Raw genomic sequence first — 24,857 nt, forward strand, 5'->3', positions numbered from 1 at the left:
GGGGATTGAAAAATGATAAGAGGCTTATATTCAGCGGCTTCCGGAATGATTTCTTTAGAACGACGACAGGAAGCGTTATCTGATAATCTAGCAAATGCGCAGACACCAGGATACAAGAAGGACGACACAGTCCTCCGTGCTTTCCCTAATCTATTAATGCAAAGAATACGTGATTTTAATGATAATGGAACTGGGCAAGTTCCTGGTGCACCGAACATACCAGGTAGGCCTGTTCAAATTGGGGAATTGTATAATGGCGTGTATCTACAAGAACGAGTTCCGAGCTTCAGTCAAGGGACGCTCGTCCAGTCTGATAATCCCCTTGATATCGCCATCGATGACCAAGGGCTTGCGCCTCAGTTAATGAATGGTAAGCAAGTTAAACCAGCAGCATTTTTTACAGTTCAGTTGCCTGATGGAACCGTTGGGTATACGCGGAACGGAAAGTGGGATGTTGATTCTGCAGGCAATTTGGTCACGTCTGATGGATATCGTATTCTTGGTGCCAATCAACAGTCAATTCAACTTACCGGTAGTATCAGTAAGAGTGACATACATATTAGTGCAGATGGGCAGCTAATTGCCTATCCTGGCGACCTAGCAAGGACGAGGGTTGCCGGGCAAATAGGCATTGCCACAGCCGAAAATCCAAATGAACTGCGCCGAATTGGCGGGAGTACCTTTCAGTCTGATATTCCACTAGCAATAAACAATCAAGGAGTAACAATTCAACAGGGATTTATTGAACAATCAAATGTAGATCCTGGTCAAACAATGACCGAAATGATGGTAACTGTACGGGGGTATGAAGCAAATCAGAAGGTAATTGGCGTTTATAACACTTCGTTAGAACAGCTTTATTCTGTTGGAAAAATTAACGGCTAAACCATTTAGAATGGGAGAAAAAAAGAAATGAATACTTCATTATTTATCTCTTCTGGTGCTATGCAAGCATATCAGCAAAAAATTGATAACACCGCTAACAATGTAGCGAATGTAAATACAAATGGCTATAAACGTAAAGACCATAGCTTTTCGGAAATATTGGCCTCACAAATCAATCATCAGGGCCGTACCGATCAGGAAGTTGGCAGACTAACGCCCGATGGACTTCGGGTGGGATATGGAACACGTATTGGGCTTACACAAACGAACATGGAACAAGGCCAGGCAATTGCAACAGGAAATCCGTTTGATTTAATGATCAAAGGGAATGGCTTTTTTCAGGTGGGATATCCTGGAGCTGTAGGCGTAAATGGTGAAGTAAGGTTTACCCGAGATGGGAGTTTCCACTTAACACCGAATCCCTATGTAGATGGAAGCTATCATTTAGTAAATGCCAATGGCGGTTACCTGCTCGATCAAAATGGACAAGCGCTTGAATTCAATGACCAATACGAAGTGAATTTCACAGAGAATGGTCAAATTCAATTGAGAGATAAGAACGGTCAGGGAATTGCCTTCCGATCACCACAGCAAGTAGGAATTGTCGATATTCAAAATCCCAATGTATTAGAGAACTTGGGGAATAATGAGTTTGGGATTAATGCTGCTGAATTGCCAGCTGGCACAACAGTGGATAATCTTGTAAGGATGATGCAGCCTGGAGAGGCACAACTATCATCTGGGTATCTAGAGGGCTCAAATGTCGACTTAACGACTGAAATGGTTGAATTGATGACCTCACAGCGGAGCTTTCAAATGAATGCTCGAGCAGTCTCCTATGCTGATCAAATGATGGGGATTGCCAGCAACATTTTAAGATAACAATTTTGAGACGTAGTAATTGCGTCTCTTTTTTGCTATTAACTTTTTCTAAGAGTTACCGATAGTAATAGATAAGGGGTATTATGTCCTTTGTGAAAAATGAAAAAGGGGGTACCAACGATGATTGAAAACAACAATACATTAAGGGTAACGGGACTGGCGTCTGGAATGAATACAGATGAAATCGTAACAAATCTCGTAAAAGTCCAAAGCGCTCGGTTAAACAAACTAACACAAAACAAAACACTCGCGGACTGGAAAACAGATGCTTATAGGGACGTAAATAAAAAGGTTGATGAATTTCGTAAATCAATGGAAGCTTTGAGGCTGCAATCCACTTTTAATAAACAAGTTACAACATCCTCAAACGACAGTGTGGTTTCAGGGACTGTTAGTGGAGTACCTACACAATCTTCCTATGAAATTTCCAATGTTCAACAAGCAAAACCTGCAACCGCGACGTCTGTTAAATTTTTCTTAGAAGGTACACTAGACACAACGAAGAAACTAAGTGAATTAGGTGTTGTTGGTAATGCTAATGGGGAAGCATCATTAAAAGTTAATGGAAAAACCTATACATTTAGTATCGAAGATAATTTATCAAAAGTTTTTAGTGAGATTAATATTGCGGGGACTTCAACGTTATCCTATTCTGCAACAGAGAAATCCCTTACGTTTAGTAATAAAGAATTGGGCGAATCGGATATTACAATAAGTGGTTCTCCAAATCTACTTAAAGCTTTAGGCATAGTGGCAGGATCTACTAGTGATCAAAGTTATCAAAATGCTGCTAATATGTCAGTAACCAAAGGAACTAGCGCAACCCAAGCAAAAATGTGGATTAATGGGTTAGAGTTTCGCTCTGATACTAATAAAATCACCTATGATGGGATGACTTTCGAAATTAAAGATAATATGACTGGAACCCTAACTGTAACAAATAAAAATGATACTAGTGGCATTTTTGAAAGTATTAAGACGTTCGTTGATAAATACAATGAGTTAATTGCTGATTTAAATGGACGGTTAAGTGAAAAGAAATATCGAGATTACCCACCATTATTGGACGAACAAAAAAAGGATCTAAAAGAAAATGAAATAAAGCTTTGGGAAGAAAAGGCTAAGAGTGGATTATTAACAAATGATTCTACTATTCAAACCTTAATAAATGAAATGCGGAATAGTCTTGGTTCAGTAATCGAGAGCTCTACGGGTTTCAAGTCTTTTAAGGAAATTGGTATTAACTTCTCTAACAATTATATGGACAAAGGAAAATTAGTTCTTGATGAAGCTAAATTAAAGGGTGTTCTCGAAACAAATCTAGAAGATGTTAAGAAACTGTTCACTTTCAAGGGAGGGGATGACTCAAGTTCCTCAACCACCGTGACTGACAAGGCCAAACATGATCAAAGTGGATTCGCCTGGAGGTTATACGACCGCATAAATGTAACCATAAGCCAACTTGGTTCACTAGCTGGTTCGCCAAATACCTCTGTTGATACGAAAAGTTTTATGGCTAAACAAATAAAAGCATTAGATGAAAGTATTGATCGAGAACAACACAAAATTAGTGCTTATGAGGCAAGACTATGGAAACAATTTAGCATGATGGAAAAGGCATTACAGCAGCTTAATTCTCAAGGATCATGGCTGTCGCAGCAATTAGGAATGTAATAATAATAGAAGCCCAACTATCAATTTTTGATAGTTGGGTTTTTAGTATAAAGAAACAGAACATATAAATAGTAGTGTCGATTAAATGAACTCAAAATATTTTTAAAAGGTACTAAACTATTTGTTTGATACACCGATAAAAATAATAGAACAAGAGGTGGTCAAATAATTTCAAATAAAAAGACTAAACTCTTTGTTAAAATATCCGATAATAATTAATACCAAGGTATTCCTTGTTTACCAGTTTTTAGAGAAATTTTACATCATGCTAAACAATCCTATTAATTTTCCGATAAAAGAATTGTACCGGTAATAATATCATTGGAGGCTGGTAACGTGCTTATTGTAGGCAGGGAAATTGGACAATCCGTAATCATTGGTGAAGCCGTTAAAGTGACTGTTCTACAACTTGGTTCTAAACTTCGGATTGCTATTGACGCACCAAAGGGTTTTCCTATTACACAAGTGAAACAAAATGAAATAGGAAAGAGTAAATTGAAAAAAGGGGCAAGAATCATCGGTGCCACAACACAAATTGGAGAATACATAAAGGTGACTGTTATCCAAACTGAAACCGGCCTCTTACGTTTTGCAATCGATGCTCCAAGAGAGGTTAATATTTATCGAGAAGAATTGTATAAAGGCGATCTTTTCAAAGAAAATCAAATTGTTCAAAGGTCTTTGGTAATTTGATACATGCAATAAAATAATTTGTTAATGGACCCAAAGGGTTTATTATAGATAATTTTTAAACAATAAAAACCAAAATATAGGAGGAAACAATAATGCGTATTAACCACAATATTGCAGCACTAAACACACACCGTCAGTTAAATGCAGCTTCAACTGCACAAGGTAAATCAATGGAGAAATTATCTTCGGGTATGCGTATTAATAAAGCTGGGGATGATGCAGCGGGTTTAGCAATCTCTGAAAAAATGCGTGGACAAATTCGTGGATTAGATCAAGCTTCTAAGAACTCTCAAGATGCTATCTCATTGATTTCAACTGCTGAAGGTGCATTAAATGAAACTCATGATATCCTTCAACGTATGCGTGAATTAGCTACCCAAGCAGCTAACGATACAAATACAGGAACAGATCGTGGAGAAATTCAAAAAGAGATTAACTCATTAACATCAGAAATTAACCGTATTGGAAATACGACTGAGTTTAATACTCAGAAATTACTAAATGGTGAGAAGAATGGTGCAGGTTCTGCAGCAGTTACTGCAGTTCAAGGTAAATTCTCAGTAGCTGTAACTGATACTGTTACTGCAGGTATTACAGTTGATGGCACTAATTTTAAAGGCGCAGATATAGATGCTGTTGTAACCGCTATGGGTGCTGATGCTGCATTTTCTGCAAAATTCACTGCTGCAGCAGGAACAGGTGCTGATTTAGGTAAGATTATTCTTACTCAAGTAGCTACTAAAGAATCTGCAACCGCTCCAACTGTTGCAGGTGGTAACATCACTACACAGACTGCTGGTGTTGTTGGAAAAGCGGCAGTAGCGGCTGACGATAGTAAGAGTTTAAAATTCCAAATTGGTGCTAATGAAAAACAAAGTTTAACTCTTGATATAGCTGATATGAGAGCTTCTGCTTTAGGTCTTACAACAGCTGGTACATCCGATAAACTTGCTGTTACAGATGGTACTAGCAATGTAACAAAAGAACAAGCATTAGATGTATCAACCCACGCATCAGCAGCAGATGCAGTAACGAAAATCCAAACTGCAATCGAAACAGTATCCGCAGAGCGTTCTAAGTTAGGAGCTAACCAAAACCGACTAGAGCACACAATTAACAACTTGAATACTTCTTCAGAAAACCTAACAGCAGCGGAATCTCGTATCCGTGACGTAGATTATGCTTTAGCTGCTTAAGAGCAGTAACAAGCACAGTCGTCCTAGCTGGTAACGGCTAGTGAGTATTATCGGGTGAATTGCTGGAAACCCCTTAGAGCTTTTCTTACCACAACGTAGTTGGAAACGACAAGCGTGATGGTTTGAAAAAAGAAAAGATTTGGGCAATCAGCAGCCAAGCTCCTTTCTCGAAAGAGTGGAGAAGGTTCAACGACTAGGATATACCATCTAATGCGAAAGCTATGGTGATGAAATCTATAGGTGAAACAATGTACATCAGCATTGTGAATCCGAAGTGCCCGACCCCTACTAGATTGCTAGAGGGTGAAGATATAGTCTAGTCATTTATGAAAGTAAATGTTCGCACGATGGCGAAAGAAATGATGAACCAAACTAAGAATTCTATTCTTTCTCAAGCAGCACAAGCAATGTTAGCTCAATCGAATCAGATGCCTCAAGGTGTATTACAACTTTTGAGATAATTGATAAGAAGGGCGTCTAGCTTGGTAACGAGCTAGAATATAACTGGGTGAATTGCTGGAACTTCCTAAAGCTACATCAACCACAACGTAACTGGAAACGGTAAGCGTGAAGGTATGAAAATGATGAGGATGAAACAATGGATAATCAGCAGCCAAGCTCCTGTGAGGAAACTCTGGAGAAGGTTCAACGACTAGAGAATACGGTCTAAGGCAAAAGCTAGGACTATGAATCTCGTAGGGCAGCAAAAGCTGTTCGAAGTGCCCAGCCCCAACCAGTAATTTGGTGGGTGAAGATATAGTCTATTCTATGATTCGAAAGACATAGTCGCAAAGCAAGCGAACCAACAACCACAAGGAGTTCTTCAACTTCTTCGTTAATAAATATTTTAAGATTTTGGAATCCTGGGCTTTCTGGGATTCCTTTTCCATATTACAAAACATCATATAATCTTCCACATTTAAACTCTTTCTCTAAACTTTTCCACGAATTATCCGATAATTAGGTTAACATATTGTCACTAAGGGGGATGTGAATGCTAGATAAGATTACGATTGCCAATAATTTATCCACCGATTCTCAGCTAAAACCAATTGAGAAAGTGGAAAGTGTACCTCAAGCGAAGCCGGTTACACCTGAAAAACAAGAACAACACCAACAACAGGGACAACACTCCAGGGAGAAGACGGAAAAAGTGATTGCAAGTATGAATGACTTTTTAAAGGCGTCAAATTCCCATTTGAAATTTGAGTTTCATGAAGATCTTCAGGAATACTATGTTACGCTTGTAGATGATAAAACGAATGAAGTAATCCGCGAAATCCCATCAAAGAAATTACTCGATATGTATGCAGCTATGACGGAATATGTAGGTCTTTTAGTAGATAAGAAGATTTAAAAAGGTGGTGCTCTTATGCAGGTCCCTCAGATACGTATGCAGCAAACATATGCACAAATAGGGCTTCGAATCACCCAGCCCGTACAAGAACTTCAGCAGGCACCTGCTCAACTTTCCATCAAGCAAACTCCAGCATCCATGAATGTGACACGTACACCCTCTAAGCTTGATATTAATCAAGACCAAGCACGTAATGAAATCAATATGAAAATGCCTGATGTATTTAGTAGAGACAACGCGGAAGCAGCAAAGCAGCGAGGATTAGAAGCCATAGCCGAGAAAGTTCAAGAAGGCAATCAACTAGCCGCAATCGAAAATAAAACCGACGCACTAGCAGCAATCGCTGTAAATAAATCATTACCCGAACCAGACGATTACAATATCGCCTTTATCCCCAGCCCCGGATCAGTCCAATTCGATTACACCCCAACCCAAATCCAAATAGAATGGGAAAAAGGAGGTGCGGAGATACACGCAACACCAAGTGAAATCACCCACCAATACACGCCAGGCAAGACAGAAGTATACCTCCGCCAAAAGAATCAACTTCAAATCGACTTTGTTGGAGGAACTATTAATACACAATCATAAAATAAATTTGTTAGAGGCTGACTCAAAGACCGTTATATGACGATTTTTGAGTCAGCTTTTCTTTTAAATTACTTTACTAAACAAAGGAATGAGAAAAAATTATTACCATTCCGTACTGAAAACATAATTTTGGCACTCTGTTGATTTCCGCGGAAGGCACGTAGACTCCTGCGGGAGGACGGGACAGGGGAGACCCCGCAGTCGCATCAGCGACGAGGAGGCTCCCCGAACCGCCCGCGGAAAGCGAAGTGCCTGGAGCGGAAATCAACAGAACTATAATATAGAACATAATCTAATGAAAAAAACAGTACATTTTGATACAATAAAACTGGCTCTGTTAGGACAAAGAAAATTCTTTTATAAACACTACTAAACTTTTAATCATTAAATCCGATAATAATAAAAAAAGGAATAAAGGGGAGGGAACCGAATATGAGAATTAACGATACGAAATATGGTCTTTATTCCTACCAAAATCAACCTAAAAATACAGTAACACCACATACAACAAAAAAAGCATCCGCCTCTGCGGAAGTCCAAATATCATCCCGTGGCCGTGAAATGTCACAAGCCATGATGTCTGATCAGGCTCAAAGACAGCAACGCGTGCAGGAACTAAAACAACAAATTGCAAATGGGACCTACCAGGTAGACAGCAATAAAGTTGCCAATAAAATGCTCGATTTCTGGACCAAGAATTCCCTTTAGGAGGAATACATCATGGAAGATGTTAAAAATCTCATCGAAAATTTGGAACAAATGATTGATGCTCATAAACGTATGCTCGACCTAGCAAAAGATAAAAGAACATTGCTCGTTGCGGGTGATAGTGACGGCTTAAGAGAAGTAGTTTATCGCGAAAGTTCCTGTGTAGATGAGATTCAGAAGCTAGAGCAGCATAGAAAACAACTGGTCCAAGAAATTATGGTGAATAAGGGACATTCCGGACAATCTTTTTCGCTCGAAGAATTAAGTAATCTTAAGGGAAGTCCTTTCGTAAAGACCATTTTACAATCCATTGCGAAACAACTCCACGGTCTAATTCAAGAAATTACCCATTTGAACGAGAGCAACCAACAACTAATTCAAGCATCTCTTTCCTACGTTCAGTATTCGATGGGAATGCTTGTTAAAAAGGAACCGGCCATCGGTTATGGTCCTAATGCCAAAAACCGTTACTCCAGTATGTTGGATGCGAAAATTTAGATAGAATATTAGGTTAAGATAAAGGAGGGAACAGCATGACTTCAACTTTTCATGGCTTAGAGCTGGGAAAAAGAGCTCTTTTTGCCCAACAAGCAGCCCTGTCTACAACCGGACACAATGTTGCCAATGCGAACACTACGGGTTATACACGTCAGCGTGTTGAAATGCAGGCAACAAATGCCCTTTCACTGAACAAGTACCAATTAGGAACGGGTGTAGAAGTTACCAAACTAGTGCGTCTAAGGGAGGAATACCTAGATGTCCAATTGCGCGGTGAAAACCAAAAGCTCGGCTACTGGGAAGCTAAAAGTGATACTCTTACCAAAATTGAAGAGCTGATGAATGAGCCCTCTGATCAAGCTTTGGCACATACGTTAGATGAGTTTTGGAAAGGGTGGCAGGATTTATCCAATAATGCAGATAGTTCAGCTGCTCGTTCAGTTGTCAGGCAAAAAGGGGTAGCGGTAACCGAAACCTTTAATCATATTTTGAATTCCTTAAACACAATGCAAAGTGAACTCAAGGACGTTATTATCACGAAAACGAAAGAAATTAATATGCTGGCAACACAGATTAGCGGCCTTAATGATCAGATTGCGCGTTTGGTTCCAAACAGTTATGAACCGAATGATTTGTACGACCAGCGTGATGTCCTGATTGATCAATTATCCAAATTAGTGGATGTTAAGGTCACCTCAACTAACAATGGCATGGTAGATGTCTCCGTAGATGGTGCATTGTTGGTTTCAGGTCAAAAGGCCAATAGCATAAGTGTTGACTATGATCCGGTGAGCGGCCTAGTGAATCCTTCAGAAATAAAGATTGCAGGAAAAAATATAAACTTAGAATCCGGGGAATTATTGGGTGTCATGGAATCGTATGGGGTTGTTGGGAGCGAATCTAAATCCATCATTCCTACGATGAAGGATAAGATAAATAGTTTAGCAATGACCTTTGCGAATGCGGTCAATAGCGTTCACGAAAGTGGCTTGAACTTAGACAATATTAATGGAGTTTCAGACAATAAAGTACCTTTTTTTATTGGCACCTCCGCACAGGATTTAAAGGTAAATCCTGAAATCATGAAGTCATTAAACTTAATTGCAGCTGCAAACGAGGAATCTCTTGGACAATCTTCCGCCGGAAATGGGAAAAATGCCCTTGATATCGCGAATATTAAAATGGATGGTAGTCTTTCATTTCTTGACAGTACATCCACCATGGATGATTTTTACCGTAATATTATCGGACAGTTGGGGATTGATTCACAGGAAGCGCAGCGAATGAAAGATAACACAGAAGTCATTGTCCAGCAGGTAGAAAATAGACGATTATCCGTATCAGGGGTTTCGTTAGATGAAGAAATGGCCAATATGATTAAATTCCAGCAGGCGTACAATGCAGCTGCACGAATGGTAACGGTCATGGATCAATGCTTGGAAAAAGTCATTAACGGTATGGGTCGAGTAGGATTGTAAAAGGTGGTATAGAACGTTGCGAGTAACTCAAAATATGCTGAATCATAATTTAATCTTTAATTTAGAGCGAACCAATCGAACGATGGAGAAATATCAAGAGCAGGTTTCGACAGGTAAAAAGGTTAGCAGGCCATCGGACGATCCTGTTACAGCAGTTCGTGGGATGTATTACCGTTCCACACTAAATGAAATAGATCAATATAAAAGGAATGCCGATGAAGGACTTTCATGGATGTCGACAACAGATGAAGCCCTTGGCGAAGTAACCTCAGTATTGCAGCGGGTGCGTGAGTTAACTGTTCAAGGCAAAAATGGCACAAATGATGAAAGTGGCCGTAATGCAATTGCCGAAGAAATTGACCAATTAAAAGCGCATTTAGGAGAAATTGCAAACTCGACATTTGGTGGAAGGTTCGTTTTTGCGGGTACTGATGTGAAAACACCTCCCTATCGTGAAGATGCAACAATACCGAACTCTTCAAAAGAATTTCGAAATACGAGTGAAGAAAGCTTAAGCTTACAAGTTGGTCCAAATAACAGTGTTTCCATAAATGTTCTTGGTAAAGATATCTTTAACAATGATAGCAATGGTGGAATCTTTAAGGTTTTATCTGATATCGTTTCTGAATTCAAAAATCCAACTGGCAGTGATAATGACGATTTAAGTCAACTAGACAGCCAAATGGATAACTTGCTTGGACATCGAGCAGAATTGGGAGCAAGGATGAATCGTATAGAACTAAGTATCTCTAGACTTGAGGGGTTAGAAGTATCCACTACGAGCCTTTTATCAAAGGAAGAAGATGTTGATATTGCACGTGTTATTATTGATCTAAAGGCGCAAGAGAATGTGCAACGGGCTGCTTTATCTATAGGAGCGAAAATCATTCAGCCATCCTTAGTTGATTTCTTACGATAATTTTCTTGGGGTGACACTGCCAAACATGGGTGTCAGCCTTTTTTTTGTAGACAAAAGGTAAATGATTACAGTTTTTCCGATAAAAAACATTTTATCTCGATCAATTACTCTATGAGACAGCAGGGGGGAAGTTTATCAATGTATCCAAAAGTGAATCAAAATATTTTACTTGAAATAAAAGGGACAGACAAAAACTTTAGAACGATTGTTGCAGAGATTGGTGAGAAAGAAATTTTAATAGGCTTCCCTATGGATTTAACCATTTTAGGACTCCTTCCAAGGGGGACTATCGTCTATTTAATCTATTCAATAGATGAGCATTTATATAGATTTCAGACGACGATTCTCGGAAGAAAAAATGATAATATGCCATTGTTTCGCTTAGTTAAACCGAAAGAAGAGGATATAAAAAAAATCCAGCGAAGGAATAATTTTCGCGTAAAAGCCAATTTGCCTATCATGCTAAAAGATAGTGAAGTAACGACGGTGGACATAAGTGCAGGTGGTATCCAAGTATCCTGCAAAGAAAGTTTTGAAATTATTTACGGAGAAGTTGTTTCAGGAATACTGCATATTCCAAGTGAATTAGAAGATGTTCATTTTCAAGGAATTGTGAAGCGTATCAGCAGAAATGCAAATGAAGAAAGAAAAAATGTGGCGATCGCTTTCACTAAATTGAACCAAGGCGATCAGGAGAAAATCACACGATACTGTTTTGATAAACAGCGTCAAATGCGGTTAAAGACGAAGTGAATACATACTGTAAAGTCCTCATATGGGGGCTTTTTTCTTCGACATTTTTTGTCAATAGAAGTCGATTCAATATTTGAAAAATTCCTTCAAATAAATTTGCATATCTTTACAAAAAATGTATAATGAACATATAGTTTGATAGATTTCATATAGTAGATTGAAAAACTCAGCATTACTTTTTTTAAATATTTGATTTTATTTGATGTACACCCTCAAAAAAAACCTCTTTGATACGAACGTTATAATAAATCAAGATCTAAGGTAAGAGTTTTATTGAAAAATTAGTACAATCATGTGAACACAATGAGTCAGAATATTTATTAGAAAAGAAAAAGTTTTGCGGGAGGTAATCATATGAGTTTGAAAACTGCCATTTTTGAAATAAAAGAAGGTATTATCAATCAGAAAATTGGTCATTCCGAAGATGAATATATACAAAATCTAGAATTAAAATATTCTTTAAACAAGGGTAAATTAATATTTTATTTTAACTTTTTGATGATTTTAACGATGAAGTATGCTGAAATGTTGAATCCTGCTTCACAGTCCACAAAAAAAATTAATCGAAAGTGGACAAAGGACGAAATTGAATTCATGTTTCAATATATTACTGATCGCCAGGAAGAAGGAGCACTCAATATTACCGAAATCTTAGATGAAATTGCTCAACTTATTAATCGAGGCTATCAATCAGTAAATTATAAATATTATTCACTTGTAAAGAAAAAAGAAGAGAAACAAAAAGCGAGCCCTAAATATCAGTTTACGACAATTTCACAACATGATGTTCCTGTATTATCAGCTGAAATCATTGAGAACACTCCAGTTGAAATCTCAGTGAATCAAAACAATCAGGGAAATACGGACGACTTGTTGGATATTTTATCGGGTCTAATCACAAATGTGCAGCAGCTCCCGGGAATTCAATTAAATGAACTTCTTCGAAGCTTGTATCAATTGACAAATATGGCGCTTCAAAATCAGGATGCTGTTCAACAAATTGAAAATGTAAAGTTAGAAAGTGATCTCGAGAAAAAGGCGCTCAAAGAAAAGTTAGCGGCCATGGAGGAACAGGTAGCTCTTGAAAAAAGACGTAATGACGAACTCCAATCTGAGGTTAGAAAATTAGCAAAAGAAATTATGACCTTTAGCCAGCTAGGGGATGCAGCCAAAATTCAAAATCTTAAATCGTATAATCAACGACTTAACTATATCCTAGACGGTTCCGGCGTAGTAGTCCAAGTGGGTAGTTAATGTATATTAAAAAGTTATTCCAATGGAATAGCTTTTTATTTTTTTACCCTTAACTATTTTTGATTTCGACCGATAAATAAACTATTAAACTGGATTTAGAAAGGAGTAAGCATCATGACATTAAATAATCCATATCAAACTTATCAAAGACAAGCAGTTACTACCTCTAAACCGGAAGATTTAACGTTGATGTTATATCAAGGAATGGTAAAGTTTATCCGTTTGTCCAAAAACGCTCTTCAAAAAAATAATTTTGAGGAATCAAATAAGAATAATGTAAGAGCACAAGATATCCTAAGTGAACTAATGGTTACCTTAAAAAAGGGGTACGAAGTTTCGGAATCATTACTTTCATTATATGATTTCATGAAGTTTCGATTAATTGAAGCAAATATTAAAAAAAGCACAGAAATACTAGAAGAAGTAGAAGGTTATGCTGTAGAGTTAATGGAAACATGGGCAACAGCTATGAAACAAGCAAAAATAAAGGAATAGGTACAAAAGCGAATGGATGAATTGATTGAAGATATGTATGAAACAACTGTTCAAATGCACAAAGCACTAATGGAAGAAAACATTGAGGAATTCGAGGAACTTTTATCCAAACGAAATGAAATGATGATTGCTGTTGATGAAAGGAAAGCTAACTACTCTGATTACATGTATTCAGCTAAAGCCAAAACGATTTTTGAAGAGATTATTCTTATAGATCAGCAAATAACTTCTCTTGTGCAGAATGAAAAAGATAAAAATCAACTGTCATTAAATCAACTGAAAAATAACAAACAAGTTTCGAAGAAATACCAGCCTTATAGTAAACAAACGTATGGGGTATTTGTGGATAAATCAAAATAAAAACGTGTGTCCAAAATATGGACACACGTTTTTTTATATTTTTTTATTATATTTACAAACTAAATTTAAATAATCCTATATATTCCTTCAAAAATACCATATGAATTTTTAACTAATTATGGTTAAATAAATAAGTAACAATTCGACATATTCCTGTCGTTATTGTCTTATTCCTGTAACTTTAAAACGATTTTGTAAGATTTTTGTCTGTTTTTGTAAGTAAAGTTATCATAATAGTGGCATAATAAACTATAAATATAGGAAACTGTAGTTAGCGGAGAGGAAGATCTTCATGTCCCGGAGGCAGCATTTTTTCATTAATGAACGAAATCAAACTAAAATTTATCATTTAATGGATTATAAAATACATAGGCCTTTTTTCTCAGAACCACTCAAAATAACGATTGGTAATCCATTGAATGAGACCTACTATATGATAAAAAATATCGTCTATAGAGAAAAACAGATTTTAGCCTTAAAACGGGATGAGGAACAAAATACTATCATTTTAGTGGAAGCGAAAATTGATGATGGAAAATTAACCTATATATCAATGTTAACGGACGATGTATTAACGGATGTTAGCGAAATAATAGAGAATTATATTCAGTAAATTGTCAGGATGGAGGCATATTCTTGATTATTGGTGATGATTGGTTTACAAAAAATATGCTTGTCAATTCATTATATAGAAGTGAAAGTTTAAGAAACAAGCTAACTTCACAAACTGAAGCTAGTGAGCTTTTTTCACAGGTCTTAAATCAATTATTAAACGGAAACGATTTGCATTTACCAGATACCGCCCAGCCAAAGATTAATTCTTTTGATTTAAATTTATATAGTTCTATTAACCCTTATAGTAATATGCCTGCGATGCCAATTAGTACTGGTGAGCCATTTCGATATCAATATATTCATCCTGAAAAAATCAATCAAGTTTTGGATAGAAAATTAACTGGAATGGGCGAGGCAATTGTCCGAGCAGGGCAGAAGCATAATATTGATCCTGCTTTACTGGCTGCTGTTGCGATACATGAAACAGGAAACGGCACATCAAAAGCTGCAAACGAAAAAAATAATGTGGCAGGGATGATGGGCAAAAATGGTTTGAAATCATATGCATCAGTCGAGGAAAGCATTATGGATATGGCTAGAAATTTAAGTAAAAATTACTTGGGTGAAGGGTTATCGAGTATTTCACAAATTGGGGCAAAATATGCGCCTATAGGAGCAGCCAATGACCCAACCAACTTAAATAACCATTGGGTTACTGGTGTTACTCGATTTTTAAATCAATTGAAAGCGTAGCAATTCGTGTTTTACTAAGTGGAAATGAACATATGTCTAATGGATTGTATTTTCATTATTTCCTGTCAAACTTATGACAATACAAATTAATGATAGATAATCATGCCTTTTATATTGTAAAATTGTTTGAAGTTGTTTTTTGATAGTAATCAAAATATATCAAATAAATTTAGATGGAGGGACATCACTATGACAAATATCAACCTCCTGCAATCTGCATTAAACGCATCTAGCTTACGGCAGCAAGTTATTTCTAATAATCTATCAAATGCAGAAACGCCTGGATATAAAGCTAAACATGTAGTTTTTGAAGATATTTTAAAACAACATATATCCACTCAGTCCAATTTTGTCGGTAAGCAAACAAACGCCAGTCATATTGGAATTGGGAAACCGTCCTACATACCCAAAGCCATAACGGTAGAAGACACACAGACCGTTATGCAGAATAATGGTAATAATGTGGATGTTGATGCTGAAATGACCAATATGGGGAAAAACGCATTATGGTATTATACGTTAACACAGCAGCTTACCAGTGAATTTCAGCATTTATCAATCGCGATTAAAGGAAGGAGTTAAGTGCTATGTTTAATTCATTAAATATAAGTGCATCTGCACTGACTGCTCAGCGCTTAAGGATGGATGTTATTTCTTCAAATATTGCTAATGCATCTTCAACCAGAGGGAAATTAGTAAATGGAGAATGGGAACCTTATCGCCGGAAAATGGTTGCAATGGAGCCCAGGGAAAAATCCTTTAACCAGGTATTAAATGGAGAATTACAAAAACAATCACAAAATTCCTTGCAAGGTGTTCGGGTAACCGGAATTGTTGATGATCAAACACCTTTTAAATTAGTCTATGAACCAACACATCCTGATGCCACTGCAGAAGGATATGTGAGACTTCCTAATGTAGATTTGTCTAAAGAGATGGTTGATTTACTTGCTTCATCACGAGCCTATGAAGCAAATGTAACTTCTTTTAATACAGGAAAATCAATGATGTTAAAAGCGTTAGATATTGGTCGTTAGGAGTGAAGTAAATGGAAATTTCAAGATTAAACTCAATCAAACTAAATCAAAATCCTTTTCAAAAAATTGAAACAAATAAACCACAAACATCGTTTTCTAATGTACTGCAAAGCTACTTAAATAATGTTGATGCAACGGTTAAACAGGCTTCGAATCTAACTGTTAAAGCTGCTGCTGGTGATGTTGATAATATCCATGATTTAACCATCGCCTCACAAAAGGCAAAGTTAGCATTGGAACTTACCGTTACCGTTCGGGATAAAGCAGTAGAATCCTACCAAGAAATAATGAGAATGCAATTCTAAAGAATGATAGAAAGCTGGGCAGGGTGAGAAATGAAGCGATCATGGATAGATCAAATCAAACATACAAAAGAACTCTTCAGCAGTTATTGGGGTGCACGTAGTTCTAAACAAAAAGGGATGATAATAGGGACCTTCTTATTCCTAATTATTTCCCTATCGGCCTTTATTTTTTTTGCGTCTAAAACAGAGTATATCCCATTGTATACGGGACAATTGTCACAACGTGAAGTCGGGGATATTAAGGCCGAACTTGATAGTCAAGGATTTACAGACTATAAAATTTCAGATACCGGGACAATGATCTTGGTTCCAGAGAAAGAAGCACCTGACCTTTTAGTTAATTTAGCTTCTGCTGGATATCCAAAAGATAACAAAATTAATTTTGATATATTTGGAGAAAATCTTTCGTTTGGCGCAACGGATCGACAATATGACATTTTAGAACGCGAAGCCATGCAGAACAAATTGGCCAAAGTGCTGACAAATGTAGATGGTATCAAAAGTTCAGAGGTTATTTTAACGATGCCTGAAGACTCTGTGTTTGTACGTTCAGAGGAAGAAGATAGTGCTAGTGCATCCGTAATGGTTGAGGTAGAACCAGGAAGTAAACTTAGTTCTCAGCAGGTGAAGGCACTTTATACATTGGTATCACGAAGTGTTCCAAATCTACCAGTTGAAAACATTACCATTATGAATCAATACAGTGAAACCTTGGAAATGCAGGAGAGCGATAGTGACGATCAGTCATTAGATAAATTTAGTGAACAGCGGAAAATTCAACAAAATGTTGAACGTGATATTCAAAAGAACCTTCAAAGTCTGTTAGGAACAATTTTGGGAACTGATAAAGTCTACGTTCATACGTTTGTACGAATAAACTTTGATAAAGTTAAAGTTCAAGAGAATCTAGTAAAGCCATCAGAAGATAGTGATAAGGGTGTTGTAATAAGTTCAGAAAAGGATTCAACAACATCTACCGGGGCTGGAGGAAGTGCTGGCGGAGTAGTGGGAACAGGAGAAGAAGATGTTCCTGGATATACAGGCAGTGAATCTTCTGGTGACAGCAGTTATGAAAATCTTCAAGAACGGGTTAACTATGAGGTTAATAGAATTAACAACGAAATTATCAAAAGTCCGTATCAAATAGAAGATATCACGATAAATGTTGGTGTTCAATCTTCACCGGATTCACCAAATGAACTGCCGCAAACGACTCAAGACAATATCAAAAATATTGTCGCGAATACCGTTCGTACGGCTCTCGGACATCCTGAAATGTCTCAAGAAGAAATTGACCAGCGCATTACGGTATTCCCACATGCTTTTGCACAGAACAGTGCAGATGAAAGTAAAACAGAATTAAATTGGATGTATATCGTTGCTGCAGCGGCAGCAGGAATCCTTCTGGTTGGCGGGGGCACTTGGCTGGTAATGAGAAGGAAGAAGAAAGAACAAGAGGAAGACGAAGAAGAATTTGGATTTATTGAACCTGTGGAAGAGCCAGATTATTTTGCTGAGCAGGAATTAGATGTCCAAAGTCAATTGAAGAAATTGCTTGATCAAAGACCAGAAGATTTTTCAAAGGTTATTAGAACTTGGCTAAATGAAGAGGAGGCGTAATTCCCTATGGCGACTGCCTATAAATTGAGTGGTAAACAAAAAGCAGCAATATTGCTTATATCAATGGGAAAAGAGGCTTCCTCTAAGGTGTTTAACCATTTACCTGATGAGGAAATCGAACAATTAACCCTAGCAATTGCTAATATACACAAAGTGGATCCACAAGAAAAAGAAGAAGTATTAAATGAATTTCATGAAATGTGTATTGCACAAGATTATCTGTCAATGGGCGGTATTAGCTATGCCCAGGTTGTATTAGAGTATGCCTTAGGTAAAGACAAAGCGGTTCAAATTATTCAACGGTTAACCTCACAATTGCAAGTTAAACCATTTGATTTTGCTCGTCGTGTGGATGCAACTCAAATCTATCATTTTTTACAAAATGAGCACCCGCAAACCATTGCACTTGTTTTAGCGCATTTAGAGCCGCAGCAATCTTCTTATATTCTGGCATCACTGCCTGAGGAACTACAATCTGATGTTGCTAGGAGAATTGCCTTATTAGAGCAGGCATCACCTGAAGTGATAAAGGAAGTAGAGAATATACTCGAGCAGAAACTAGCCCAAACGGTACGTCAAGACTACAGTGTGGTTGGTGGAATTGAGTCGATTGTTACCATCCTTAATGGGGTGGATCGTTCGACAGAGAAGAGTATCTTAGAGAACCTCGGAATGAAAGATCAATCACTGGTAGAGGAAATTAAGAAGCGGATGTTTGTCTTTGAAGACATTATTAATCTTGATAAACGTGCCATTCAGCGTGTGATTCAAGAAGTTGAAAATCAAGATCTTATGCTTGCATTGAAAGCTTCTAGTCCTGATGTGAAGAAAGTCATCTTTGATAATATGTCCACTCGTATGGTGGAAACCTTCGAAGAGGAAATGCAATATCTTGGACCTGTTAGGGTTAAGGATGTCGAAGAGGCACAAGGAAGAATTGTTTCTGTTATTCGTAGATTAGAAGAATCTGGTGAGCTTGTGATTTCTCGAGGTGGCACGGATGTCTTATTCTAAAGTTTTCAAGGCTTCACAGCTTTCAATCATGAATGATGTCAAAATCATTTCACAGCCGACAGTAAAATTTGTTTTTGACGGAGAATCTCCGCTACCCTCACATAATGAGGAAGAGGAGAGAACCTCCCATCAAGTTCATTTAATGCTGGAAGAGGCACAAGCAGAGGCACAAGCGATCATTAATAACGCACGGAAACAGGCACAGTCGATTGAAGAAGCAACAGAGGTTAAGGTAAATCAATGGTGGGAAGAAAACCAAAAGCAACTTGAGGATTTATCTTTTGAAGCTAAACAGCAAGGGTATCAAGAAGGATTTGAGCTAGGCCGGAAAGACTCTGAAAATGAGCTTAAACAGCAATACCGTGAGAAAATGGAACAAATTCAGTGTCTACTAAATCAGGCTTATCAGCAAAAAGAAGAAATCATTGCTGAAGCAGAACCGTTTTTGTTGGAATTAAGCACGGTGATTGCCTCTCAAATTATTAAACAGGAACTTGATGAATCTCCAGATAAATTTATCGAGCTTATCAAACAGCATATTCTCCGAGTGAAGGAGAAAGAATCCATTACGGTGTGTGTTCATCCTGGTGATTTTGATTTTATTCAAGCACAACGCTCCCACCTCGTAGCAGTGGTAAATGGAGAAACCGAAATTAAAATTTTCCCGGATCAATCGATTTCATCTAAGGGCTGTGTGATTCGTACGGCATTTGGTAGTGTTGATGCCCGAATTGATACACAACTAGAAGAAGTAAAAAAGGTAATTTTAGAGGCAAGAAGGGTGAATGACCAAAATGTTGTCAGCTGATCATTATGTCAAATTGGTGCGGGGAATGGACCCTGTACGTGTCAACGGAAAAATCACCCAAATTATTGGACTCACCATAGAATCACAGGGACCAGATGTAAGAATTGGAGAAATGTGTTCCATATATCCCTCAGGATCTCAGGAGCCGATTCAAGCTGAAGTTGTTGGAATCCGAGAAAACAAGGTTCTGTTAATGCCGCTCGGAGAGGTAAGATCGATAGGTCCAGGATGTGATGTTGTTGCCAGTGGAAAGCCGATGACGGTGAAAGCCGGACACCAATTACTGGGCAGAATCCTGGACGGATTAGGTCAGCCTCTTGATGGAAAGCCACTTCCGCTAGGATTAGAGGAAGTTCCGACTCATGCACAACCTCCTAATCCCCTATCTAGACCGAGAATTAAATCTCCATTAGGTGTTGGGGTAAGAACCATTGATGGGCTTCTAACGATGGGGAAAGGTCAGAGGATGGGAATCTTTGCAGGAAGCGGTGTCGGAAAAAGTACCTTGCTGGGAATGATTTCCCGCAATACAACAGCTGATGTTAATGTCATTGCCTTAATTGGAGAACGAGGGCGAGAGGTTCTTGACTTTATTGAGCAAAACTTAGGTGAGGAAGGGTTAAAAAAATCGGTCGTGATTGTGGCGACATCGGATCAGCCTTCCTTAATTCGAATTAAAGGCGCCTTAACGGCTACATCGATTGCTGAATATTTTCGTGACCAAGGGAAAGATGTCCTCCTAGTGATGGATTCTGTTACCCGATTTGCAATGGCACAAAGAGAGGTTGGACTGGCAATAGGGGAGCCGCCGACGACAAAAGGGTATACACCTTCGGTATTTGCCATGCTTCCACAACTCCTTGAGCGGGCTGGTACAGGACCAAAGGGCTCCATATCTGCCATTTATACGGTGTTGGTAGATGGGGATGATATGAACGAACCAATTGCTGATGCTGTGCGAGGTATCTTGGATGGTCATATCATCTTAAGTCGTGCAATCGGGGCAAAGGGAATTTTCCCTTCTATTGATGTTTTAAATAGTGCGAGCAGGGTTATGACAGAAATTACCTCAGATGAACATTTACATGCTGTCCGAAATTTTAAAAAGCTCCTGGCTTCTTATAACGAAGCTGAAGATTTAATTAATATTGGTGCTTATAAAAAAGGTTCCAATCGAGAAATTGATATGGCCATGCGTTTAAAACCGCAAATGGATAATTTCTTGCGGCAAGGTATTTATGAAGGTTCACAGTTAGAGGATGTTCAAACCTTATTAACATCTCAATTTGGAGCGATTATGCGATGAAATATAAATTTTCCTATCAAAAAGTGCTAGACTTCAAAGAAAAACAAAAAGAAATTGCTGAGCAGGAATTTGGAACAAGCAAGCTTAAACAAATAAAAGTTGAGGAACAACTCGAGGATTTAGCATTGGAAAAAGAAAAAATCTTCAATCAGTACAATGATATGAATCGAAAACCAGTATGGCAAATATTAGAGGTTCAGCATGAAATTGAACATGTTAATTTACAATTGAAGAAACTTGAGCAAAAATCAGAACAAATTCTCCATGAGGTAGAAGAAAGACATAAGACCCTCATCGAAAAAACGCAGGAAGCAAAAATTTGGGACCAATGGAAGGCAAAATCAGCGGCTGCTTTTCAAAAACAGATGGATCAAAAAGAACAAGCTTTTTTGGATGAAATGGCAGTGCTGCGGAATGCACGAAGAATATAAGGCGGGGATAACTAGATGGTAGAGAAAACTCGCGGAAAATTAGCCTCTTTTTTTTACATAGGCGTTATTCCGTTCATTATATGTATTGTAGTACTTGGTACTGCTGTGAATTTTATGGGAGTTCCAGTTTGGCAAACCATGAAGGAATGGGGAAGCTCACTTCCTATTATTAGTAAGATTATTCCAGAAGGTGAGACAAAAGCTTTAGCGAAAACCCCAGAAAACGCTGAGTACTGGCAGCAGCAGTACCTTAGTGCAGATGAGAAACTGAAGGAAAAGGATCTTGAAATTGAGAGTTTGAAAAAACAGATAGATTCTAATCAAGAAGGTCTAAATGAATTAAAGAAGAGTAACCAAGAATTACAGTTACAAATGGAAACCAAGCAGAACGAGGAAACCAAGAAGCAAATGGAACAAGTAGCTGCTATTTATGCTGATATTTCCCCATCTAAAGCAGCATTAATGTTACAGAACATGTCTTTAGATGAAGCTGTATATACATTGATGCAGCTAGAACAAGATCTACAAAGCAGTATCATTGGAAGTATGAAGGATGCGAAGAAAGCAGCACAGGTGACAACCGTGCTTCGAGATGCGGTCATGATAGTGGAGACCGATCCTGCATTGGTGAAAGAACAATTAGGAGAACTTGTTAAAAAACAAGAAAATCCAACAACCGCATTATCAGAAACAATTGCTGGAATGAACCCGGCACAGTCAGCCAGTATTATCCAATCGATGATGAGTACAAATTCACAAGTAGCTTACGAGATTTTGAAAAACCTTACGACCGCAAGTCGTTCCCAAATCTTAACGGAAATTGCAAAGACCGATGCAACTACAGCGGCTCAAATTACAGCCAATTTAAAATAAATCGCTCAGGACTCCAAGGAAGGAGAAAATCATGAAATACCTCATGTTGTTATTTGTTATGCTTATAAATCTAATATCTTTTCAAACTACTATTCACGCCGAAGAACCGAAATCTTCAGCTGAACCTTCCGTCTATGACTCTATTCATAAGGATGAGGTGAAAACGACACCAGCATCGGATAAAGAAATGAATAGTTCGTCATCTTCTATTTTCCCGCTATTCTTAAAATTTATTTTCTCTTTCCTTTTGGTGATTGGATTATTGTTTGCGTTACTCCGCTTTCTTTCTAAACGCAGCACTGGATCCCAATCAAATGGTTCCATTATTCCATTAGGTAATCATATGCTCGGTAATAATCGCTCCTTGCAAATTCTCCTGATTGGAAAAACCATCTATATTGTTGGGGTAGGGGATACCGTTACACTCGTCCGGACTCTTTCTGAAGGTGACGAGTACCAGCATCTGTTAAAAAGTTATGAAAATCAAGCAGATACCCTTACACCATCAGAGTTTTTTAAGGATTCTACTCAAAAATGGAGTTCCATTTTACAAAAACAAATAAAAAAAATACAGCGCGAGAACGATGAGGTGTAGGAACGATGATTAAAAAAATTGCCTTCTTAGTTCCGCTCCTTACATTTGGTATCTATTCGATAGCACATGCGGAATATTCCGTTGGGTCGATTCTGCCAGGAATCGATTTGGGTTCAAATGAACCAGGTCAGGTTTCTAACACACTAAGAATTATCATCTTATTAACCGTAATGTCGATTGCACCATCCTTTTTAGTGTTAATGACTTGTTTTACAAGGATCGTAGTTGTATTGGGATTTGTCCGGACTGCCTTAGGTACGCAGCAAATGCCGCCAAACCAAGTAATCGTGGGCTTAGCCCTGTTTATGACTTTTTTTGTGATGGGACCGACTTTTTCTGAAGTGAATAAAGATGCCCTTCAGCCATTTATGGACGGAAAAATGACACAACAAGAAGCATTTGATACAGCAAGTGCTCCACTTAAAGAATTTATGACCAAACATACAAGAGAAAAAGACCTGGCGTTATTCATGGATTATGCAAAAATGGACAAGCCGAAGAGTATCGACGATATCCCATTAACGGCCTTGGTACCTGCCTTTGCAATAAGCGAACTTAAATCAGCCTTCCAAATGGGATTTATGATTTTTGTTCCGTTTCTGGTTATCGATATGATTGTAGCTAGTATTCTCATGTCCATGGGGATGATGATGCTGCCGCCAGTAATGATTTCGCTTCCGTTTAAAATCTTACTTTTTATTTTGGTAGATGGATGGAATTTAATCGTTAAATCATTACTTATGAGTTTTTAAGAAGAGGTGTAATCCATGACAACAGAAGTCATTCTACGAATTGCTCAAGAGTCCATTTATACGATATTAATTGTCATTGCTCCCGTTGCCGGTGTAGCCTTAGTGGTTGGATTGTTAGTTAGTATTTTTCAAGCCACCACTCAAATCCAGGAACAGACATTAGCCTTTGTTCCCAAAATAGTAGCAGTATTTTTAACGATTCTATTTTTTGGGTCGTGGATGCTGAATTATGTGGTTGATTTTACTCAGAATCTATTGGGTAATCTTTCGCAGTTTGTCGGGTAGGTGATCCCCATGGATGAAACTGCCTGGTGGACTTTTTTACTGATTTTTGTTCGGATTACAACGTTCATGCTTACTGCACCAATTTTCTCCGGCAGGCAAATACCCGTGATCTACAAAATTGGCTTTAGTATCGTCTTAAGTTTCCTATGTGTGGGTGTGGTGAAAGAACAGTTTGAGTCCTTATCTCAGGGTGCACTTATTCTATTAATTATAAAAGAGTTTTTTGTTGGCATTGTACTAGGGATGGTCGCCAATATCTTTATGTATGCAGTGCAATTTGCTGGATCGCTTCTCGACTTTCAAATAGGGTTTTTCATGGCTAATTTATATGACCCTACATTTGGGACAAACACACAGCTCACAGGACAGTTTCAAAATATACTCGCAATCTTGGTTTTACTAGCAACCAATGGTCATCATTTAATTATTCAAGCCATATTGGCAAGCTTTGATTGGATCAGTTTACAAGATTTAGTGCCAGCTTGGATGGATGGTACAATCTCTACTTTTTTCTTAGAAAGTTTAGTGAAGATGTTTTTGATTGGATTTATGATGGCTCTGCCCATCGTGGGAACATTGTTTTTAGTGGATGTTGGCTTAGGAATCATGGCCAAAACGGTTCCACAAATGAATATATTTGTGATTTTTCCTCCTGTCAAAATTCTCATTCACTTTTTGATTTATATCGTCATTTTGCCTAGCCTTTTTTACTTATTGAAGGTGCTTTTTGAAAATATGTATGAAGCCATGTATTCGATACTGAACATAATGGGGGGATAA

At 37.9% G+C, this 24,857-nt stretch carries 30 protein-coding genes and 1 pseudogene; all 31 read left to right on the top strand.

Features of this window, described 5'->3' with window-relative positions:
* The first annotated feature begins 12 nt into the window (after positions 1–12).
* The 31 genes and pseudogenes from F4694_RS16935 to fliR all read left to right on the top strand — a co-directional run bounded on the left by F4694_RS16935 (position 13) and on the right by fliR (position 24,857).
* Positions 13–885 (top strand): flagellar hook-basal body protein, encoded by an 873-nt coding sequence (locus F4694_RS16935; RefSeq protein WP_179600069.1) that lies wholly within the window; start codon positions 13–15, stop codon positions 883–885.
* Between the two features lie 27 nt (positions 886–912).
* The gene (locus tag F4694_RS16940) at positions 913–1,767 is read left to right on the top strand and encodes a flagellar hook-basal body protein (protein ID WP_179600071.1); all 855 of its coding nucleotides are present in this window, start codon (positions 913–915) and stop codon (positions 1,765–1,767) included.
* Positions 1,768–1,887: 120 nt separating this feature from the next.
* Complete coding sequence (gene fliD, locus F4694_RS16945) at positions 1,888–3,441, top strand: flagellar filament capping protein FliD (RefSeq protein WP_179600073.1); 1,554 nt, start codon at positions 1,888–1,890, stop codon at positions 3,439–3,441.
* 336 nt (positions 3,442–3,777) lie between these two features.
* Positions 3,778–4,134 (top strand): carbon storage regulator, encoded by a 357-nt coding sequence (locus F4694_RS16950; protein WP_179600075.1) that lies wholly within the window; start codon positions 3,778–3,780, stop codon positions 4,132–4,134.
* Between the two features lie 92 nt (positions 4,135–4,226).
* The gene (locus tag F4694_RS16955) at positions 4,227–5,330 is read left to right on the top strand and encodes a flagellin N-terminal helical domain-containing protein (RefSeq protein WP_179600077.1); all 1,104 of its coding nucleotides are present in this window, start codon (positions 4,227–4,229) and stop codon (positions 5,328–5,330) included.
* 347 nt (positions 5,331–5,677) lie between these two features.
* Positions 5,678–5,791: pseudogene (locus F4694_RS16960) on the top strand (flagellin); the annotation flags it as partial.
* 533 nt (positions 5,792–6,324) lie between these two features.
* Positions 6,325–6,687 carry a flagellar protein FlaG gene (gene flaG, locus F4694_RS16965; RefSeq protein ID WP_179600079.1) on the top strand — a complete coding sequence of 121 codons (363 nt, stop codon included), beginning with the start codon at positions 6,325–6,327 and terminating at the stop codon, positions 6,685–6,687.
* A gap of 15 nt (positions 6,688–6,702) precedes the next feature.
* A complete protein-coding gene (locus F4694_RS16970; RefSeq protein WP_179600081.1) occupies positions 6,703–7,278 on the top strand; it encodes a DUF6470 family protein in 576 nt (191 codons plus the stop codon).
* Positions 7,279–7,710: 432 nt separating this feature from the next.
* A complete protein-coding gene (gene flgM / locus F4694_RS16975) occupies positions 7,711–7,986 on the top strand; it encodes a flagellar biosynthesis anti-sigma factor FlgM (protein ID WP_179600083.1) in 276 nt (91 codons plus the stop codon).
* Between the two features lie 12 nt (positions 7,987–7,998).
* Positions 7,999–8,484, top strand: coding sequence for a flagellar protein FlgN (locus F4694_RS16980; RefSeq protein ID WP_179600085.1), 486 nt, complete (start codon positions 7,999–8,001; stop codon positions 8,482–8,484).
* A gap of 35 nt (positions 8,485–8,519) precedes the next feature.
* A complete protein-coding gene (gene flgK, locus F4694_RS16985) occupies positions 8,520–9,962 on the top strand; it encodes a flagellar hook-associated protein FlgK (protein ID WP_179600087.1) in 1,443 nt (480 codons plus the stop codon).
* A 16-nt stretch (positions 9,963–9,978) separates the two neighbouring features.
* Positions 9,979–10,881: a flagellar hook-associated protein FlgL gene (flgL, locus tag F4694_RS16990; protein WP_257029277.1), complete on the top strand. Its 903-nt coding sequence runs from the start codon at positions 9,979–9,981 to the stop codon at positions 10,879–10,881.
* Positions 10,882–11,019: 138 nt separating this feature from the next.
* Positions 11,020–11,634, top strand: a complete 615-nt coding sequence (locus F4694_RS16995) for a flagellar brake protein (RefSeq protein WP_179600089.1) — start codon at positions 11,020–11,022, stop codon at positions 11,632–11,634.
* Positions 11,635–11,988: 354 nt separating this feature from the next.
* Positions 11,989–12,888 (top strand): hypothetical protein, encoded by a 900-nt coding sequence (locus F4694_RS17000; RefSeq protein ID WP_179600091.1) that lies wholly within the window; start codon positions 11,989–11,991, stop codon positions 12,886–12,888.
* Positions 12,889–13,002: 114 nt separating this feature from the next.
* The gene (gene fliS, locus F4694_RS17005) at positions 13,003–13,383 is read left to right on the top strand and encodes a flagellar export chaperone FliS (RefSeq protein WP_179600093.1); all 381 of its coding nucleotides are present in this window, start codon (positions 13,003–13,005) and stop codon (positions 13,381–13,383) included.
* Positions 13,384–13,395: 12 nt separating this feature from the next.
* Complete coding sequence (locus F4694_RS17010) at positions 13,396–13,743, top strand: flagellar protein FliT (protein WP_179600095.1); 348 nt, start codon at positions 13,396–13,398, stop codon at positions 13,741–13,743.
* Positions 13,744–14,095: 352 nt separating this feature from the next.
* Complete coding sequence (locus F4694_RS17015; protein WP_218895704.1) at positions 14,096–14,356, top strand: hypothetical protein; 261 nt, start codon at positions 14,096–14,098, stop codon at positions 14,354–14,356.
* A 23-nt stretch (positions 14,357–14,379) separates the two neighbouring features.
* Entirely contained in the window at positions 14,380–15,051 is a 672-nt protein-coding gene (locus F4694_RS17020; protein ID WP_257029278.1) for a glucosaminidase domain-containing protein, read from the top strand.
* Between the two features lie 189 nt (positions 15,052–15,240).
* A complete protein-coding gene (gene flgB, locus F4694_RS17025; RefSeq protein ID WP_257029279.1) occupies positions 15,241–15,633 on the top strand; it encodes a flagellar basal body rod protein FlgB in 393 nt (130 codons plus the stop codon).
* A gap of 5 nt (positions 15,634–15,638) precedes the next feature.
* The gene (flgC, locus tag F4694_RS17030) at positions 15,639–16,088 is read left to right on the top strand and encodes a flagellar basal body rod protein FlgC (RefSeq protein ID WP_179600101.1); all 450 of its coding nucleotides are present in this window, start codon (positions 15,639–15,641) and stop codon (positions 16,086–16,088) included.
* Positions 16,089–16,099: 11 nt separating this feature from the next.
* Positions 16,100–16,393 carry a flagellar hook-basal body complex protein FliE gene (gene fliE / locus F4694_RS17035; RefSeq protein ID WP_179600103.1) on the top strand — a complete coding sequence of 98 codons (294 nt, stop codon included), beginning with the start codon at positions 16,100–16,102 and terminating at the stop codon, positions 16,391–16,393.
* 30 nt (positions 16,394–16,423) lie between these two features.
* On the top strand, positions 16,424–18,013 hold the full coding sequence (gene fliF, locus F4694_RS17040) for a flagellar basal-body MS-ring/collar protein FliF (RefSeq protein WP_179600105.1): 1,590 nt from the start codon (positions 16,424–16,426) through the stop codon (positions 18,011–18,013).
* 6 nt (positions 18,014–18,019) lie between these two features.
* Positions 18,020–19,027, top strand: coding sequence for a flagellar motor switch protein FliG (gene fliG / locus F4694_RS17045; protein WP_179600106.1), 1,008 nt, complete (start codon positions 18,020–18,022; stop codon positions 19,025–19,027).
* Positions 19,014–19,835 carry a flagellar assembly protein FliH gene (gene fliH / locus F4694_RS17050; protein WP_179600107.1) on the top strand — a complete coding sequence of 274 codons (822 nt, stop codon included), beginning with the start codon at positions 19,014–19,016 and terminating at the stop codon, positions 19,833–19,835. The genes fliG and fliH overlap by 14 nt, the downstream gene beginning before the upstream one ends.
* On the top strand, positions 19,813–21,141 hold the full coding sequence (fliI, locus tag F4694_RS17055; RefSeq protein ID WP_179600110.1) for a flagellar protein export ATPase FliI: 1,329 nt from the start codon (positions 19,813–19,815) through the stop codon (positions 21,139–21,141). The genes fliH and fliI overlap by 23 nt, the downstream gene beginning before the upstream one ends.
* On the top strand, positions 21,138–21,572 hold the full coding sequence (fliJ, locus tag F4694_RS17060; RefSeq protein WP_179600112.1) for a flagellar export protein FliJ: 435 nt from the start codon (positions 21,138–21,140) through the stop codon (positions 21,570–21,572). The genes fliI and fliJ overlap by 4 nt, the downstream gene beginning before the upstream one ends.
* A gap of 15 nt (positions 21,573–21,587) precedes the next feature.
* The gene (locus F4694_RS17065; protein ID WP_179600114.1) at positions 21,588–22,445 is read left to right on the top strand and encodes a MotE family protein; all 858 of its coding nucleotides are present in this window, start codon (positions 21,588–21,590) and stop codon (positions 22,443–22,445) included.
* A 31-nt stretch (positions 22,446–22,476) separates the two neighbouring features.
* Positions 22,477–23,040, top strand: coding sequence for a flagellar biosynthetic protein FliO (locus F4694_RS17070; RefSeq protein WP_179600116.1), 564 nt, complete (start codon positions 22,477–22,479; stop codon positions 23,038–23,040).
* 5 nt (positions 23,041–23,045) lie between these two features.
* Positions 23,046–23,792: a flagellar type III secretion system pore protein FliP gene (gene fliP / locus F4694_RS17075; RefSeq protein ID WP_179600118.1), complete on the top strand. Its 747-nt coding sequence runs from the start codon at positions 23,046–23,048 to the stop codon at positions 23,790–23,792.
* A 15-nt stretch (positions 23,793–23,807) separates the two neighbouring features.
* Positions 23,808–24,077 (top strand): flagellar biosynthesis protein FliQ, encoded by a 270-nt coding sequence (fliQ, locus tag F4694_RS17080; RefSeq protein WP_179600120.1) that lies wholly within the window; start codon positions 23,808–23,810, stop codon positions 24,075–24,077.
* Between the two features lie 9 nt (positions 24,078–24,086).
* Positions 24,087–24,857 (top strand): flagellar biosynthetic protein FliR, encoded by a 771-nt coding sequence (fliR, locus tag F4694_RS17085; RefSeq protein WP_179600122.1) that lies wholly within the window; start codon positions 24,087–24,089, stop codon positions 24,855–24,857.

Origin of the sequence: Neobacillus driksii (assembly GCF_013409995.1) — a bacterium.
In the GTDB taxonomy this organism is placed as follows: Bacteria; Bacillota; Bacilli; order Bacillales; family Cytobacillaceae; genus Neobacillus; species Neobacillus driksii.